The sequence below is a fragment of the Hymenobacter taeanensis genome, assembly GCF_013137895.1.
Classification (GTDB): domain Bacteria; phylum Bacteroidota; class Bacteroidia; order Cytophagales; family Hymenobacteraceae; genus Hymenobacter; species Hymenobacter taeanensis.
Window position 1 is genome coordinate 1,071,950 of record NZ_CP053538.1, and the last position, 15,684, is coordinate 1,087,633.

At 57.6% G+C, this 15,684-nt stretch carries 10 protein-coding genes; 5 read left to right on the forward strand and 5 right to left on the reverse strand.

The window, feature by feature from the left end:
- Nucleotides 1–327: 327 nt before the first annotated feature.
- Together HMJ29_RS04610 and HMJ29_RS04615 are read right to left on the reverse strand one after the other, a co-directional pair.
- The gene (locus HMJ29_RS04610) at nucleotides 328–1,470 is read right to left on the reverse strand and encodes an alpha/beta hydrolase (protein ID WP_171590368.1); all 1,143 of its coding nucleotides are present in this window, start codon (nucleotides 1,468–1,470) and stop codon (nucleotides 328–330) included.
- A 308-nt stretch (nucleotides 1,471–1,778) separates the two neighbouring features.
- Nucleotides 1,779–2,999: an alpha/beta hydrolase fold domain-containing protein gene (locus HMJ29_RS04615; RefSeq protein ID WP_171590369.1), complete on the reverse strand. Its 1,221-nt coding sequence runs from the start codon at nucleotides 2,997–2,999 to the stop codon at nucleotides 1,779–1,781.
- 132 nt (nucleotides 3,000–3,131) lie between these two features.
- On the opposite strand from HMJ29_RS04615, the gene HMJ29_RS04620 reads away from it, so the two are divergent.
- From HMJ29_RS04620 to HMJ29_RS04630, 3 genes are all read left to right on the forward strand, one after another.
- The gene (locus HMJ29_RS04620; RefSeq protein WP_171590370.1) at nucleotides 3,132–4,037 is read left to right on the forward strand and encodes a S66 peptidase family protein; all 906 of its coding nucleotides are present in this window, start codon (nucleotides 3,132–3,134) and stop codon (nucleotides 4,035–4,037) included.
- 418 nt (nucleotides 4,038–4,455) lie between these two features.
- Entirely contained in the window at nucleotides 4,456–6,504 is a 2,049-nt protein-coding gene (locus HMJ29_RS04625; RefSeq protein WP_171590371.1) for a T9SS type A sorting domain-containing protein, read from the forward strand.
- Nucleotides 6,505–6,705: 201 nt separating this feature from the next.
- Entirely contained in the window at nucleotides 6,706–7,236 is a 531-nt protein-coding gene (locus HMJ29_RS04630; RefSeq protein WP_171590372.1) for a GNAT family N-acetyltransferase, read from the forward strand.
- Nucleotides 7,237–7,313: 77 nt separating this feature from the next.
- Here the strand turns inward: HMJ29_RS04630 and HMJ29_RS04635 are convergent, their stop codons facing one another.
- From HMJ29_RS04635 to HMJ29_RS04645, 3 genes are all read right to left on the reverse strand, one after another.
- A complete protein-coding gene (locus tag HMJ29_RS04635; RefSeq protein WP_171590373.1) occupies nucleotides 7,314–8,345 on the reverse strand; it encodes a M28 family peptidase in 1,032 nt (343 codons plus the stop codon).
- A gap of 127 nt (nucleotides 8,346–8,472) precedes the next feature.
- Complete coding sequence (gene cysS / locus HMJ29_RS04640) at nucleotides 8,473–10,020, reverse strand: cysteine--tRNA ligase (RefSeq protein ID WP_171590374.1); 1,548 nt, start codon at nucleotides 10,018–10,020, stop codon at nucleotides 8,473–8,475.
- A 279-nt stretch (nucleotides 10,021–10,299) separates the two neighbouring features.
- A complete protein-coding gene (locus tag HMJ29_RS04645; protein WP_171590375.1) occupies nucleotides 10,300–11,430 on the reverse strand; it encodes an endonuclease/exonuclease/phosphatase family protein in 1,131 nt (376 codons plus the stop codon).
- Between the two features lie 221 nt (nucleotides 11,431–11,651).
- On the opposite strand from HMJ29_RS04645, the gene HMJ29_RS04650 reads away from it, so the two are divergent.
- On the forward strand, nucleotides 11,652–15,053 hold the full coding sequence (locus HMJ29_RS04650; protein ID WP_171590376.1) for a DUF7948 domain-containing protein: 3,402 nt from the start codon (nucleotides 11,652–11,654) through the stop codon (nucleotides 15,051–15,053).
- A 131-nt stretch (nucleotides 15,054–15,184) separates the two neighbouring features.
- Nucleotides 15,185–15,658, forward strand: a complete 474-nt coding sequence (rimP, locus tag HMJ29_RS04655; RefSeq protein ID WP_171590377.1) for a ribosome maturation factor RimP — start codon at nucleotides 15,185–15,187, stop codon at nucleotides 15,656–15,658.
- The last annotated feature ends 26 nt before the right edge of the window (nucleotides 15,659–15,684 follow it).

Genomic DNA, 15,684 nt, shown 5'->3' on the forward strand with positions numbered 1-15,684 from the left:
CTATCTCTATTGATAGGCTCCTTATAGAAGACCTTACTCAATCCCATTTGAGTAGGGGTCTTTCGGTTTATAGTATCCGCGCGGCCCTATTTGTTCCTCTGAAGGCTGGTACTATCTGGTAGGCTAGCACCTGAGCTGCCAGGCGCTTAACGTTGTAACGTGCGATACAAACTGCGGAAACACGCGCGGCAGGCTCGTAGCATTTTGTAACAGGAAGATCTCTTCAACTTTGCGGAGAACTGTCAGATCTTCATGGGCTGCCTCGCCGGCGTTTCCCGGCTGAAAGCAAACGGGCTTTACCGGGGTCTGCTAGTGGGTGCCGGGGCATCATCTGGGGCGGGAGCCGGGCCCAGTGGGCGGCAAGCTAGGTTCAGGTGGCCTGGCCGACTGTGTTTCGCTAGAATCTGCCGGGGCTGTTTGGCTACCACTGGGAGCAGCAACTAGAGAAACACTAACCACTGGTACCTGCCCGCTCTTCGGCAAAGGCGGCTTAATCAATTGTATCCGGCGTGGCGCCAACATAGCTACCGCTCGCGGCTGGGGCTTCAGGGCGGCGGCCAGCAACGGGCCCGGCGCCCCAGCCCCGAGTAACGGCCGCAGAAAGTCGCGGGTAGCGGTGAATACCGTATCCAGATACACGGGCTCCACGGAGTACGGCACGTGCCCGGCCCCGCGCAAGCGCCGTAGTACGTTGGGCACGCCCACGGCCGTAGCGCGGGCACTAATGGCCCCGCCGCCGTACACTCGCTGGGCCGGCAATGGGGTACCCACATGCCCTTTACCGTAGGGTATCAGGCCGTCGCGGGTGCCATGGATGTTGCAGACAGGAACATCACCAGGCTGCAGCCAGCGCACGTCGGCTAGGGCCCCGCACATGTTTACCACCCCTCGCGGGCGGCTGCTGTAGCGAGGGTTGCCGCCAGTGCCTTCCAGGCCACCCAGGTCAGCCAGGCCAAGGTAGGCGGGCACCTCGGCGGGCTTATCCATGTAGGCCGTGAGTAGCGACATGAAGCCACCAGCCGAGCTGCCGCCCACAAAAATATATTGCGGATGCACCCGGTATTTGCGGGCCGTGGCGGCATCATGGCGGAAGAAGCGGATGGCCGCCCGCATGTCCTGGGTAGCCCGAACGGCGGCCCGACCAATACCCACGGTGTCGAATGGGAAGAAATAGAGCCGATAATCAATGCTGGCCGTAACGTAGCCCAGCCGGGCCAGGCGTGTGCAGAGGGCCGTCATGACGGCATCATCGCGGGTGCCCGTCAGGAAGCCGCCCTCGTGCGCCAGCACAATAAGCGGCCGGCGGCGCACGGTGTCGCCGGCGGGTTGGTACACATCCATGTACAGAGTCTGCGCCCGGCCGAGGAAGGTAGTAACCTGGGCAAACGCCACCTCCCGCTGCACCGTCACTTGCCGGAAGCGCGGCTGATAATAGCGCCCACGCGTGGTGTCAATTTGCGCCCGACCCATTAATGGGACTAAAAAAAGTGCTGCTAGCACAGCCAGCACCCCGAAATACTTCATGCCAGAATCAGTGTGTTGCAGCCTGTTGCGCGCTGCCTATTGCAAAGATACGGCGTAAGCCACTGCCTGGCCTGCCAGCAAAGCCAGCGCCTGCCTGCCACATGGAGCTGAGCAGACTGCAGCCAATAGTAGCGCGAAACCCCGTCTCGCGACGAGTGAAGCGAGTGTCCCGCTTGACCACCAAGCCAGCCCTCCTGTGCCCATCACGAAACAAAGTTTCGCGCTGCACGCCGCCAGGTTGCTTTTTTTGAGGCTTATTCAAACACCACGCGGCGGGCGCCTACCCCTTCTGCCCGCAGAAAGTACGTGCCGGCCCGGAGGTTCTCGCGGGCAATGCGCAACTCAGGTTGCTCCCACTGCAGGCGCCGCACCACGCGGCCCGTAGCATCCAGTAATTCAACAGCGGCGGGCCGGAGAGCCGCCCCTGTAGGCCAGGTCAGGCGTACTGCGGAGGTGGCGGGTATCGGGTAGGCCTGCAGTAGCGGCGGGCTAGTGCTGGCTTTGCTGGCCGTAACAATGCTGGGTTGCCGCAACAAGGGACGCAGAAAATCTCGCACGAAGCGCACTGTGGTATCCATGTAGGCCACTTGGGCCGCCGTAGTGCCAGAGAAGGGCACGTGGCCGGCTCCTTTAAAAGTGTAGAATGGGTTTTGCACGCCCACGGCCAGAGCCCGCGTATGCAGCGGCGCACTACCGTATACCTTCAGGGGTGGTAGCAAACTGCCTACTTTGCCGCCGGCGTAAGGCAAAACGGCATCGTTGGTGCCGTGTAGGCTCACGAAGGGCACGTCGCCGGCCTCTATCCAGGTGGGGCTGCCGAGGGCACCGCTGAGGTTAATAGCTCCACGGACTTTGCTGGAGTAGCCGGGGTTGCCACTGCTGCCCTCCAGGCCACCTAAGCCTGCCAGGCCTATATATGTGGGCACCTCGGCGTCTTTGTCCAGATACGCCGTTTCCAGCGCCGTAACGGCCCCGGCCGAAGTTCCGCCTACGTAAATAAAGTCGGAATGAATGCGGTAGGATTTTGAGGCGGCGGCATCCTTACGGAAGAAGCGCACGGCCGCGCGCATATCCTGCGCTGCCCGAATAGCTGCCCGCCCCAGATTAATGGTATCAAAGGGCAGAAACACGATCCGGTAATCAATACTAGCCGTAACGTAGCCCATTTTGGCAAACCGGTTGCACAGCTCCGTTACGTCCTGATCAGACCGGTTGCCGGAAACAAAGCCGCCGCCGTGCGCAAATATCAGCAGTGGTCGGCGTCTCACGGTGTCGCCATCCGGCTGATACAAATCCAGGCTCAGCGACTCGGTATTGCCCAGATAATTTACAGCGGCTCCGTAGGCCAGCGTTGAGCGCGTCACGTTGCTGAAGAGGGGTTTGTAGTACCGGCCACCCGTGGTATCAATCCGGGTTTGGGCCTCGGTTAGTACTGCTATGGATAAGAAGAGAAGGAGCGTGAAGAGGTGTTTCATACTTTAAATTAAACTAATTCAAGGAATTACATAACTCTTTCAACCCATATTATATTCTGACGCTGCTATGTTTCGCTTCGGCCGCGCAGGTTGCGTAGGTTTGTCTATATCAAGCTTCTTACCTCTATATCTATGGCAGCCACTGCGCCGCGCCCACTCCGCCAGGGCGATAAAGTAGCCATTGTATGTACCGCCCGAAAAGCCTCGCCCGAGGAGCTGGCTGCGGCCGTTGCCACCCTGCAAAGCTGGGGCCTGGAGGTAGTGCTGGGCGAAAGCACCGCCGCCGCCCAGCACCAATTTGGGGGCACTGATGAGGTACGCGCCCGCGACTTGCAGCGCCAGCTCGACGACCCCAGCATCCGGGCCATCCTGTCGGCCCGTGGGGGCTACGGCACCACGCGCATCATCGACAGCATTGACTTTTCCCGCTTCGCCCAAGACCTTAAATGGGTAGCGGGCTTCTCTGATATTACGGCCCTCAACAGCCACTTACTGACGCTAGGCCACCAAAGCATCCATGGGGTGATGCCCATGCTTTTCCATCAGGAGGCGGGCGAAGAATCGTTGGAGAGCTTGCGGCGGGCGTTGTTCGGAGAGGAAGTGACTTATACGGTTCCGGCGCATCCGCTCAACCGCTTTGGTGTGGCCACCGCCGAGCTGACGGGCGGCAACCTGAGCCTGCTTCAAACCCTCACCGGCACCCGCTCCGACTGCCCCACTGCCGGCCGCATCCTGTTCCTGGAGGACATCGACGAGTACCTCTATGCTATTGACCGGATGATGGTGCACCTCGACCGCACTGGCAAGCTCCAGAACCTGGCCGGCCTGCTCGTGGGCCACTTCACCAACCCCCAAGACAATATGATTCCGTACGGCCAGACACCCAACGAAATCATCGACCATTACGCGGGTAAGTACGGCTTCCCCGTGGCACACGGCTTCCCCGTAGGCCACGAGCCCCAGAACATGGCCCTTGTCTGTGGCCGCGAAGCCCGTTTGGTAGTAAATGATAAGGGCGCGCACCTCAGCTATCTGTAAGTATAGCGGCACTGCGCACCAGCAAAACGGGCTCGTAGCAGATAATGCCAGTGTCAGTGCGTTTCTGGTTTTGTTTTCTGAATACGTTAATCCGATAACTCCCACCATCTCATTGGAACGCGTGCGCCAGTGTACAGACAGGTAGATACTGGCTCCGGCATTCGCATTCCCATAGTGAGCCGGCATATGAGAATCATTCCCACACTGACACAGAATATTCATATTTATTAATACATCCTCCCTACCTATCAATCGTCCATATTTCGTCAAATCAAATGAGCATATCATTGATAAACATTTTAGTATATCCAATAAACCCAGTGCAACATTAAGCTCACTCTGTAAAACCCGTTGCTTAGATATGCTATTTGATAGAAATAATGCAAATTTGCAGTTCGCACTATTTCTATCAAATAGCATGAAAAAACTCTACGCAGGATGTTTGTCTTTGGGGATTGGCGCTTTGCTGCTGGGAACAGCAACCAATGGCTTGGCGCAGCATATTTTCACCGATGATACGCTAACTCCTTACAAACAAAATTTCGATGGTCTGCCGGCTACGGTTGCGTTTCGCAACAACCTGACCTTGCCGGGCGTGTACGCCCTGGCCGAAGCCGATGCCGGCGTGATGCCAGCTGGCTATCCTACTACCTATACTCCCACCACCATAGCAGCCAACGATGGCTCAAACGTGGCCGCTGATTATTTCCACTTCGGGACGGAAGGTAGTACTGACCGGGCTTTCGGCGGCATTGCCAGCACTCAAATTGTGTCGGCTACGGGCTACGTTGGTATTCGCTTCCGCAATAGCTCGTCGGTTACCATTCGCAACCTGGAAATTCAGTACGCCATGGAGCAATGGTACAACTCGGGGCGGCAAGACCAGGCGCAGGTAGGAGTATCTTACCTGAAAGCGGCGGTGGGTGATACCATTGCTGCGCTTAACCGGGACGCGGGCACCTGGACGCCGATTCCGGCGCTAACCGTAGAAGCCCCCTCTACAGCTACCGTAGTGTCCAGTCGCGACGGCAACGCCCCCTCTAACCGCCGCGTGCGTCAGGTTACCCTGGACGACATTGCACTGCTACCGGGTCAGGAAATCATGATCCGGTGGGAATACGTACTGAACTCCTCTACAAATGGCAACGGCCTGAGCATCGACGATGTAGTGATAACGCCCATAGCCAACTCATTTTTCCTGGCTGCCACCCAAACCGGTAGTTTATCAAGCTGGAAAAGCAACGCCGACGGCACGGGCACGTCGCCCGCCAGCTTTACGGCCGACAACCAGACGTTCTACCTGGTTGGCAACAACGTAGATGCTTCTGCCCTGGCAGTTTCGGGTGCCAACTCGAAAGTAGTAGTAGGAACCTTATCAAAGCCGACCTCCCTTACCATCGCCAACAACACCCTGATCCAGACGCCCATCGACGTTACGGCTGGCTCTACGCTACTCATTCGGGAGGCGGCAGCAACTGCTCCGGCTACATTCCGCCTCGGGGCATTGGCCCCGAACAGCACCGTGGCTTACGTCGGCAATCAGGCAGAACAGACCGTGCTGCCCGCCAACTACGGCCACCTGCGTCTGGCTGGCCAGGCGCCCAAAACGTTGGGCGGCAACATTATCATTGATGGCAGCTTGACGCTGGATGGCGCGCAGCTTCGCCTCCATCAGTACAACGCAACCCTTAACCGTGGGGCCCGCCTGCGGCAAACTCACCCCACAAACTATGTAGTCACCGACGGGAGCGGACAACTCCGCCAAACGGTAAGCAGCGACGATCAGCCGGTGCTGTTCCCGGTGGGCACAGCCCAGGTTTACCTGCCCGTCACGCTACGGCAGTCTAAGCCGCGCTCCGAAGATGTCTTCCAGGTTCGGGTGGCGGACCAGGCCTATGCGCACTATGATGCCCAAGAGTACGGTGTAGGTGCTGCCCTTACCCACCGTGTGGTGCAGAAAACGTGGTTTGTGAGCGAGGAAGTAGCTGGCAACTCCGACGTGTCGATGACCCTGCAGTGGCCTACAGCGGCCACCACCGCCGATTTCGATCCGGCGCGGGCTTTCGTGGCCCACTACCACAACGGCAACTGGGATCAGACAGCCGCCTCACTGGGCGCGGCCGGTACTGGCCCCTTCAGCGCTACTCGTACAGGTATCACAAGCTTTTCGCCGTTTGGCGTAACAGCCCAAGCCATTGCCCTGCCCACAACTGCTGCTACCAGCCAGCCGCTCGTCACTGTAGTGCCAAACCCCAGCTCGGGCCGCTTTGAGCTAGTAACCACCAGTGCAACCCATACTGCGCTCCAAGGTGTGGTGCTGGATGCCCTGGGCCGGGAGGTTTTGCGCATAACCCAGCCTACTGGTAGCCAGCGCACCACTTTCGACCTGAGCCGGCAGCCCGCTGGCCTGTACCTATTCCGCCTTTCAGGCGAAACACCCCAAACCCTGAGAATAGTTAAGCAATAACTTAATAAGTAGTAGTTCACCTGTATGCAACAGGCCCTGGCAAGCAGTTGCCAGGGCCTGTTGCATACAGGTGCCAACCTGTTTTCGCCACACAGGCTAGGCCACTGGGCTATTGATAGGAAGCCATAAGGAAATCGTTTCGTGTCTTATCATTGCAGAGGTTGCGCAGCGAGCCACAACTTCACTTCTGTATTTACCGACATGAGCCAACGTGTATTTTCTATTCGGATGCTGACTGAAGCTGAAATTCAACCACACCTGCCCATACTGGCCCACCTGCTACAGGATGCCGTTGAGGGCGGCGCTTCTGTGGGATATTTGCCGCCTCTGGCCTTGGAGCCAGCCCTGGCCTACTGGCACGACGTAATGGTGGCCGTGGCCAACGGGCACCGTGTGCTATTGGTGGCGGAGCAGGACGGCAAGGTAGTAGGCACTGTGCAGCTTGACCTAGCCACTAAGCCCAATGGCCTGCACCGTGCCGAAGTCTCTAAACTGCTTGTGCACAGTCAGGCCCGGCGCCAGGGAATTGCGCAGCAGCTAATGCTGGCTATTGAAGAAGCAGCCTACCAGCACCACCGCACCACACTCGTGCTGGACACGCTGCAAGGCGAGCCATCGGAGCTCTTGTATCAGAAGCTCGGCTACACCGCGGCGGGTACTATTCCGGCCTTTGCCCGCGTGGGCAGCGGAGAACTAGAGCCCACGGTGGTGTATTATAAGCTACTGGCCTAGAAGATAACTTAGAGCCGTACTATCAAAAAGCCCCAACAGCTTCTGCTGTTGGGGCTTTCATATTTTTAAAATCAGGTTTACTCGCCGTAAATAGTAGTCAGCACGGTTTGGCCTACGGCTTTGAGCGTCCGCTTATCAATGACGCTCATATTGTCCTGGGTGGTGTGGTGGTAGGCTGGGAAATACTCGTCGCCGACGGGCACGTGGTCGATGATGTCGATGGTGCGCACGCCGGCCTGGTTGGTGTACACGTGGTCGTCGGTAATACCGTAGCTGTCGTTGAAGAGGAAGAAGTCGGAGAAACCGAGCTGGGAAGCTGTGTTCCACACTTTATCCACCACGTCGCGGGCCTGCTGACGCGAGAGTTCTTCGCGGCTGAACTTAGCGTCTTTGGCGCCCACCATATCCAGCAGGATGCCATAGCTAGGCTTATAGTTGGCCGGCACCATGTTCTTGGCCCAGTACTGCGAGCCCAGGCACCAGCTTGACTGGCCATTTGCTTCTTGCCGGGCCAGCAGGTTTTCCTTCTCGCCCTGGGTGCTGCTGTCGTAGCCGTAGTCCTCAGAGTCAAACAGGATAAAGTCAACTCCTACTCCGGGGGCCAGGCTATCCTGTTGGGCGGCCAGCACACGGGCCATTTCCAGGGCAATGCCCACACCGCTGGCTCCATCTGAAGCGCCATCGAGAGGAGCGTTTTTATTGGTCTTATCCTTATCGGCGAAGGGGCGGGTATCCCAGTGCGTGAAGATGGCAATGCGCCGGGCAGCCTGGGGCTGGTATTGGGCAATAATGTTGCGGGAGCGCAGCATCTTGCCATCAAACGCCATGGCCGTAAATGGCTGCTCCTTCACCGATAGGCCTAGCGACTTAAACTTCTGCACAATCCAGTCGCCGGCTTTCACGTGGGCGGGGCTATTGGGCACGCGTGGCCCAAATGCTACCTGCTTGGCGGTGTAGGCGTAAGCCGAATCAGCATTGAAGGCCGGTGCTTTGGGCGTGCTGGGTTGCTCCGTGGCGGCAGTGGTTTCGGTGGTGCTTTTCTTCTCCGGACAAGCCGTGAGCAGCAACAACGAAGCCAGGGCGACAGGGGCAAGACGAATGAGATTCATGAGGGAGAAGCAAGTACAGTGCGAAGCTCCAGCTTCGCTCTCGTGGCTGACGTTGAACGTTGCTCGTTGCACCGGCGCATTGCTGCTCGTTCAACGAGGCCCAAAGCTGGAGCTTTAGGCAACTAAGTTACTCTTCGCTGTAGGCCCAGTCGATGCCGGCTTTGGTGTCTTTTACCACAATGCCCTGCTCTTTGAGCGCGGCCCTAATCTGATCAACCTTATCGTAGGCTTTCGTGACTTTGGCTTCCTGATAAAACTCCAGCGTCAGGCGCAGCAGGTCCTCGGCCTTAGCTCGGGGCTCATCTACCAGGCCTAGAATGTCTGTCACCAGAACTCGGTACGCCTCAGTGGCTTCCTGCAGTGCGGCGGCGCTTACCGTGGCCAGAGTGGCCAGGTTAGCGAAGAAGCCGTTGAGCTTCCGCAGCAGATTAAACAAGCTGGCAATAGCCTTAGCCGTATTTAAATCATCATTCAGGCCTGCAAAGCAATCGGCTACCAGTTTGCGCAACTCCGCGTCGCCCTTGGTGGTGTCGGGGGCCTGGCCTTCCGTCAGGGGTTCTACGGTGCGGCTCTTGATTACTTCCGGTGAGAGGCTGGCTTCGTTGAGCTTATCGAGCAGACGCAGGCCATTCATGAGCTTGCGGTAACCCTTACGAGCCGCCTGCAAACCTTCGTCGGTAATATCTACGGTGCTGCGGTAGTGCGCCTGCAGCAGGAAGAATCGCGCCGTCATGGGCGAGTAGGCCTGGGCCAGGGTGGTGTTGGTGCCTTCAAACAGCTGACTGATGGTGATGAAGTTGCCCAGCGACTTGCTCATCTTCTGGCCATTCACCGTAATCATGTTGTTATGCATCCACACCCGCGCCTCATTGGTGGGGTGGTTGCACGCTTGGCTCTGCGCAATTTCGCACTCGTGGTGCGGAAACATCAGGTCTAGGCCACCGCCATGAATGTCAAACTCGTCGCCGAGGTACTTGCGGCTCATGGCCGAGCACTCCAGGTGCCAGCCGGGAAAACCGTCGCTCCAGGGGGAGGGCCAGCGCATGAGGTGGCGCTCATCGGCCCGTTTCCACAGCGCAAAGTCGAGGGGGCTGCGCTTCTCATCTTGCCCGGCCAGGTTTTCGCGCGAGCCAGCCAGCAGCTCTTCTACCACGCGGTTAGAAAGCTTGCCGTAGTTGCGGCCCGCAGCATTATAGGCGGGTACATCAAAGTACACTGAGCCATTAGATTCATACGCAAAGCCATTCCGGATGATTTCTTCAATCATCTGAATCTGCTCAATAATGTGGCCGCTGGCGCGGGGCGTAATATCGGGCGGCAAGCAGCCCAGAGCTGCTACGTGGTCTTCATACAGATTGGTATAGCCCTCAGCCACTTGCATAGGCTCAACCTTGCGGGCCCGGGCAATCTTGCCAATTTTATCTTCCCCTTCATCGGCGTCGCCTTCCAGGTGGCCTACGTCGGTGATGTTGCGCACGTAGCGCACCGTGTAGCCCAAAAAGCGCAGGTAACGCGTCAGCACATCAAATACCACTGGGCCCCGGGCATTGCCAATGTGGGCCTCGTTGTACACCGTAGGGCCGCACAAGTACACCCCCACAAAAGGAGCGTTGAGGGGCTCAAATGGGGCTTTCTGGCGAGTGAGCGTATTGTAAAGCGAAAGTGGGTGCTGCATAGGAGACAAAAGTATCACGGATTAAGACGGCATCAGCGAATTGCGCAGATTTTGTAATTGGGTTGCGCTAGGCCAGTCGTTAAGCCGTCTACAACATTTAACTACCTGAAGTGGCTGCAAAACCGCCTGAATTTTCTGTAACCAAGTACAAAAGGTTCATCGAGCAGCACAAAAATCACAACAGCCAGTCTATAAAGTTCACTACCGGGTACAAGATTGCGCTGGTGCAGTATATAAGTACAGCCATGGTATTTCTGTAATCACAAAAACCAAGTGGCTTTACTTCGTAGTCTGTTCGGGCTTTACTAATCGGTAGATGCCCGTGGTAGGGAAATGATCTGAGTACGGAATCTCGTAGTTTACCCAAAAGTCATCGACCGTAAACTGTGAGCTGGCAAATTGATTATCGATGCGCATGAAGGGCAGCTTGCCGTTGTAGGTGCTGCCCACGCCGTTGCCCACGGTTGCCCAGGCGTTCTGAAAATGATCAGCTAACTGGTCGTAGCTGTAGCTATAGGGCAAATCGTTGAGGTCGGCGCAAAGCAGCATGGGGTACCTACAGCGCTCAGTCCGTTTAATGAGCGTATCAATCTGGGTATTGCGCACTACCGCTCCCCTCTTGAAGCGGCGCATGAGGCCTAGCCCCTTCCGCCGGAGCCCTGCCTTGCTGGAGTAACTGTCCACAATGTCCCGCTCCTCCATGCTCATGCTCTGGAGGTGAAAGTTGTATACCCGAATTGTATCGGCGGAGGGTAGCCGCACATCCACCCACATGGCGTGGTTCTGAGTCAGTTTGCCAAACTTGATGGTGCCCTTACTCACAATAGGAAATCGGGAGAAAATGGCCATACCAAATTCTGCGCCGGCACTATTGGTGAGTGTTCTCGATAAAAAGGACTCGCGGCCGGCATCCCGGCCTATTTTCTCCACCGTCCGGAACAGGCTGCCGTCTTGCGAGCGGGTACCAGCGGGCTCGTTGTAGAACTCCTGCAGGCACAGCACATCGGCGGGGTTCTCAACCAGAAACTTCACCATCTGCCGCGAGGAGTTGCTTTGGGCATCGCGCAGCTGAGGGTATACATTAAATATGCGCACGTTCGAAGACTGCACCCGCACCAGCTGCCCTGGTTTTTCAGCGGCTGTAGCCACCCGCAGCGGATGCAGCGCCAGGCCCCGCTGAAAGTGAGGCCACGTCAGGAAAGCCACAACCAGCGGCAGCGCAGCCACTCGCCAGTTGCGCAACAGCCAATAAAAGGCCAGCACCAGATTAAGGGCAAGGGCAACGGGTAACGTGAGAGCGAAAAAAGCCGCCGGCCAGAACGTGTAAGCCGGGATTTGCACGCAGGCAATGGCAACCAGCAACCACCCGATTACGAGGAGAGTGCACTTAAAAGCAAATGAACGACGCACTGGCAAATTGTTTCCGTTGGGCTGGCCTAGGGCAAAGGTAAAAGTTCCGGGCTACGAAGCCGCCCCCTACGCAGGTTAGCCCGGTTTGGTTGTATCTTTCACTCCTTATTTAGACAACCGTGCTGATGGTGCTTTCTACCCTACGTTTTTATTTAGTTACGTTACTCCTGAGCCTGCCCGTCTTGCCAGCTATCAGCCGAGCGGCTCCCCTCAGTAAACCCTTGGCCCCGCAGCCCCGCAGCCTGGAGTTTGTAGAGAACAAGGGCCAGTGGAATGCGCAGGCTCGTTACATGGCCGAGTTGCCGGCCGGGCGCCTGTTTCTCACCTCAGCGGGCTTTACTTATGCCTTCGCCGACCCCGCCGCTCTGCGTGCCTACCATGACCATACACCTTCGGCGGCAACGGCCAAAGGCCTGGTGCGCACCCACGCCTACCGCGTCAGCTTTGAAGGGGGTAATCCTCGCGCCCTCATTCGGGGCGAGGAAGCTACCTCCGAAGTGCGCAACTATTTCGTGGGCAAAGACCCCAGCCAATGGGCTAGCCAGGTGAGCAGCTTTCGCCAGGCCCACTACCAGGAAGTATACCCCGGCATTGATGTGCGCCTCTATGAAAACGCGTCTCAAACATTAGAGTACGACTTTACCGTGCGGGCTGGGGCCAAGCCTGAAGCCATCCGTTTGCGCTACCAGGGCGCCGAAACGGTTCGCCTGGAACCCGAAGGTGGCCTACGCATTCATACCTCGGTGGGTGATGTGCTGGAGCAAGCGCCTAAGGCCTGGCAGACTAGTGCCAGCGGGGAGCGGGTGCCCGTAGAATGTGCGTTTCAGTTGCAGAACAATGTACTCTCGTTCCGCCTAGGCCAGTACGACCGGAAACGCCCCCTTATTATCGACCCCACCGTAGTGTTTTCGTCGTTTACTGGTTCAGCAGCTGATAACTGGGGGTTTACGGCGACCTATGATGAGCAGGGCAACATGTACTCTGGCGGCATCGCCTTTGGCATTGGTTTTCCTACCTCTACAGGGGCCGCGCAAAGCAGCTACGCCGGCGCCGCCGACATTGCTATTCTGAAGTACAACACCACTGCAAAGGGCACAGCAGCCCGCCTCTACGCCACCTACCTGGGCGGCAATGAGGTTGAGGTTCCGCATAGCCTGGTGGTGAACAGCCGCAACGAGCTGGTAATTCTGGGCACCACCAGCTCACGCAACTATCCGGTTACCGCCCAGGCTTTCTCCCGCACCTACAATGGCGGGCAGTACGCCGACCCCTTGTTTGAGGGTAGAGACGCGCCAATGAATTACAATAATGGCTCTGACTTGGTTATTACCACGCTTAGCGCTAATGGTGGCACCTTGGTAGCCTCCACCTACTTAGGAGGCAGCGCAAACGACGGGCTCAACCTGAGCCCCGACCTGCTAAACAACTATGGCGACCAGTTTCGCGGCGACATTATTACCGATGCCGATAACAACGTCTACATCGCCTCTACTACCCTCAGCACCAATTTCCCAACCCGTAACGGGTTTGGAGCCACCGCTCAAACGGGTGCAAACGCAGTAGTCTGTAAGCTTACTGCAAACCTGGGCACGCTACTGTGGAGCAGCTACTTAGGCGGCACGGGCGCGGAGGCGGCTTACTCCATTCAATTGGGCGCAGGCCGCTCAGTGGTGGTGGCTGGCGGCACCACCAGCCGCAACTTCCCGGTAACCACCGGCAGCCTGATTACCACAGCTCCCGCGGGTGTCAATGGGTTCGTGACCCGCATTGCGCCAGCGGGCAACGCTATCAGCCAATCAACTTACATCGGTACAGCGGGTGATGACCAGGCCTACTTTGCTCAGCTTGATGCCGATGATAACGTGTACCTGCTAGGCCAGAGCTCAGGCAACTATCCCGTTACGGCCGGCCGCTATGTGCGCGCGGGCAGCCACCAGTTCATTCATAAGCTTGATCCTGCACTTAGCCAAACGGCTTACTCTACAGTATTCGGTACTGGCCGCGCAGCCTACGACCTTTCTCCTACTGCCTTTCTGGTTGATGACTGCGAACGAATTTACGTTTGCGGGTGGGGTGGCCGCACCAACTCTGGCTACGGATTTGGCAGTTCCTCCACGGCCGGCCTGCCCGTTACCGGCAACGCGGTGCAAACCAACACCGATGGCTCCGATTTCTACCTGGCCCAGTTTACGCCTAGTATGGCCAGCCTGGAATACGCCACCTTCTTCGGGGAAACAGGTGGCTCCGGAGAGCACGTAGATGGTGGCACCTCCCGCTTTGATAAGCGCGGCATGGTGTACCAGGCTGTGTGCGGCGGGTGCGGCGGCACCCAAGGCTTCCCTATCCCGCCCACGGCCTCCTACTTCAACACGCGTAACGGTGCCCGCAACTGTAATAACGCCGCCTTCAAAATGGACTTCGGGATGGTAGTTGCTGACCCTGGCGTGGCCCGGTACGTGTGCGCCAGCAGTGCACCTATTGCGTTAGGCGGCACACCTACCGGCGGCACCTGGACTGGCCCGGGAGTATCTGGCAACGCTGCTAGTGGCTACCGCTTTACTCCCACAGCGGCGTTAGTTGGCCGCAATATTCTCATGTACTCAATTGCTACCACTGGCATTTGCGTTAGCAAGCGCCCGCTGCGCGTGACGGTAGTACCCGATATCACGGTGAGCATAGCGGCCGTGCCCGAGCTGTGTCTTGATGGCAACGCCGTTACGCTGCAAGCTACCCCCACGGGCGGCACCTGGAGCGGCCCTGGCATCACGGCGGGAGCAAACCTTTTTGACCCTAAGAAAGCTGGTGTCGGCACTCATACCATTACGTACACTATGCCTGATACGCTGGGTTGTGGCAATGCTACCAGGCAGATAGTTGTAAAGTCTTTGCCGCAGGTAAACGCCGGTCCTCCTCTGACGCTCTGCGCCTACGAAACGCAGCCGGTGCAACTCCTGGGCGCCAGTCCGGCCGGAGGCACTTGGAGTGGCCCCGGTGTTACACCCAGTGGCCTGTTCACCCCGCCCGACACCAAACTTAAAGGCACCAATCTCACGCTGACCTATACGTATACCCAAAACGGTTGTCCGGCCTCAGCCACCCGCCAAGTAGTGCTGGCCCCCTCTCCTTCCAACAATTTTCCGCTCAATATACCTCTCTGTACTGCGGCGCCGCAATACACTGGCCTAGCTCCCTTCACCTGTCAGTTTGAGCCGGTGCTGGCCGGCGGCACCTACGAGTGGGACTTCGGCGACGGCTCTCCCAAATCTTCGGAAGCTTCGCCCAGCCACGTTTTTGAGCACGCCGGCACCTATAATGTGAGGCTGGTAGCCAAGTACGCCAACTGCACCGTCGAAACCGGCTTTGTGCCTATAGTAGTTGGTGATGTATTTGTCCCCAACATCATTACGCCCGGCAACGATGACAAGAACGATAAGTTTATGCCGCGCTTCAGTTGCCAGCCGGCCTCCCTACGCGTGTTTTCGCGCTGGGGCAATAAGGTGTATGAAACCGATGATTACCGCAACGACTGGCGCGGCGACAACCTCCCCGATGGCATGTACTACTACCATCTGCGTGATACGGAGGGCCGCTCCGCTAAAGGCTGGGTGCAGGTAAAGCGCTAGGCCAATACTTCCAACAGGTTGCCAGTGGCCTAGTCTTGCATCCGGCGAGTTTTTATCCTATCTTTGCACCAGCAAACTACAAACACGACAGAGGGGACGGATAGTCCCCTCTTTCTTTTGCCACCCTATTGATGAAACTCGACCAAGCTCACCTTTCCGAACTGCTCCAGGACAGCCTGCCAACCGACGAAAGTCTGTTTGTGGTTTCCTTGACCGTGTCTGATGCCATCCGGCCCAAAGTGACCGTGACGCTCGATGGGGAGCAGGGCGTAGGTATTGATGAGTGTGCGCAGGTAAGCCGCCGGCTGGCTCGCCGGATTGACGAGCAGTACGGCGAGGATGCTAGCTATACCCTGGAGGTAACCTCGCCCGGCGCCGACCAGCCCCTGCGCGACCCCCGCCAGTACACCCGCCACGTTGGCCGCAGCCTCAACCTCAAGCTCACCGACGGTACCGAGAAAACCGGCACCCTGGAAGCTGTTGAGGCCGAAGGCATTCAGCTGGCAGAAGTAGTAAAAGAAAAAAGCAAGAAGAAAACTCTGCCCACCGCTTTAGTGCCCTTCCAAGACATTCAGGAGGCCCGGGTAGTGATTTCGTTTAAATAAGCTGGCGGTTGCCCGATACCTGGCCT

Coding starts and splice junctions, on each gene's coding strand:
- HMJ29_RS04620 (WP_171590370.1), top strand. CDS start 3,132: ATGGCAGCCACTGCGCCGCGCCCACTCCGCCAGGGCGATAAAGTAGCC.
- HMJ29_RS04610 (WP_171590368.1), bottom strand. CDS start 1,470: ATGGGTCGGGCGCAAATTGACACCACGCGTGGGCGCTATTATCAGCCG.
- HMJ29_RS04635 (WP_171590373.1), bottom strand. CDS start 8,345: ATGAATCTCATTCGTCTTGCCCCTGTCGCCCTGGCTTCGTTGTTGCTG.
- HMJ29_RS04625 (WP_171590371.1), top strand. CDS start 4,456: ATGAAAAAACTCTACGCAGGATGTTTGTCTTTGGGGATTGGCGCTTTG.
- HMJ29_RS04630 (WP_171590372.1), top strand. CDS start 6,706: ATGAGCCAACGTGTATTTTCTATTCGGATGCTGACTGAAGCTGAAATT.
- rimP (WP_171590377.1), top strand. CDS start 15,185: ATGAAACTCGACCAAGCTCACCTTTCCGAACTGCTCCAGGACAGCCTG.
- cysS (WP_171590374.1), bottom strand. CDS start 10,020: ATGCAGCACCCACTTTCGCTTTACAATACGCTCACTCGCCAGAAAGCC.
- HMJ29_RS04615 (WP_171590369.1), bottom strand. CDS start 2,999: ATGAAACACCTCTTCACGCTCCTTCTCTTCTTATCCATAGCAGTACTA.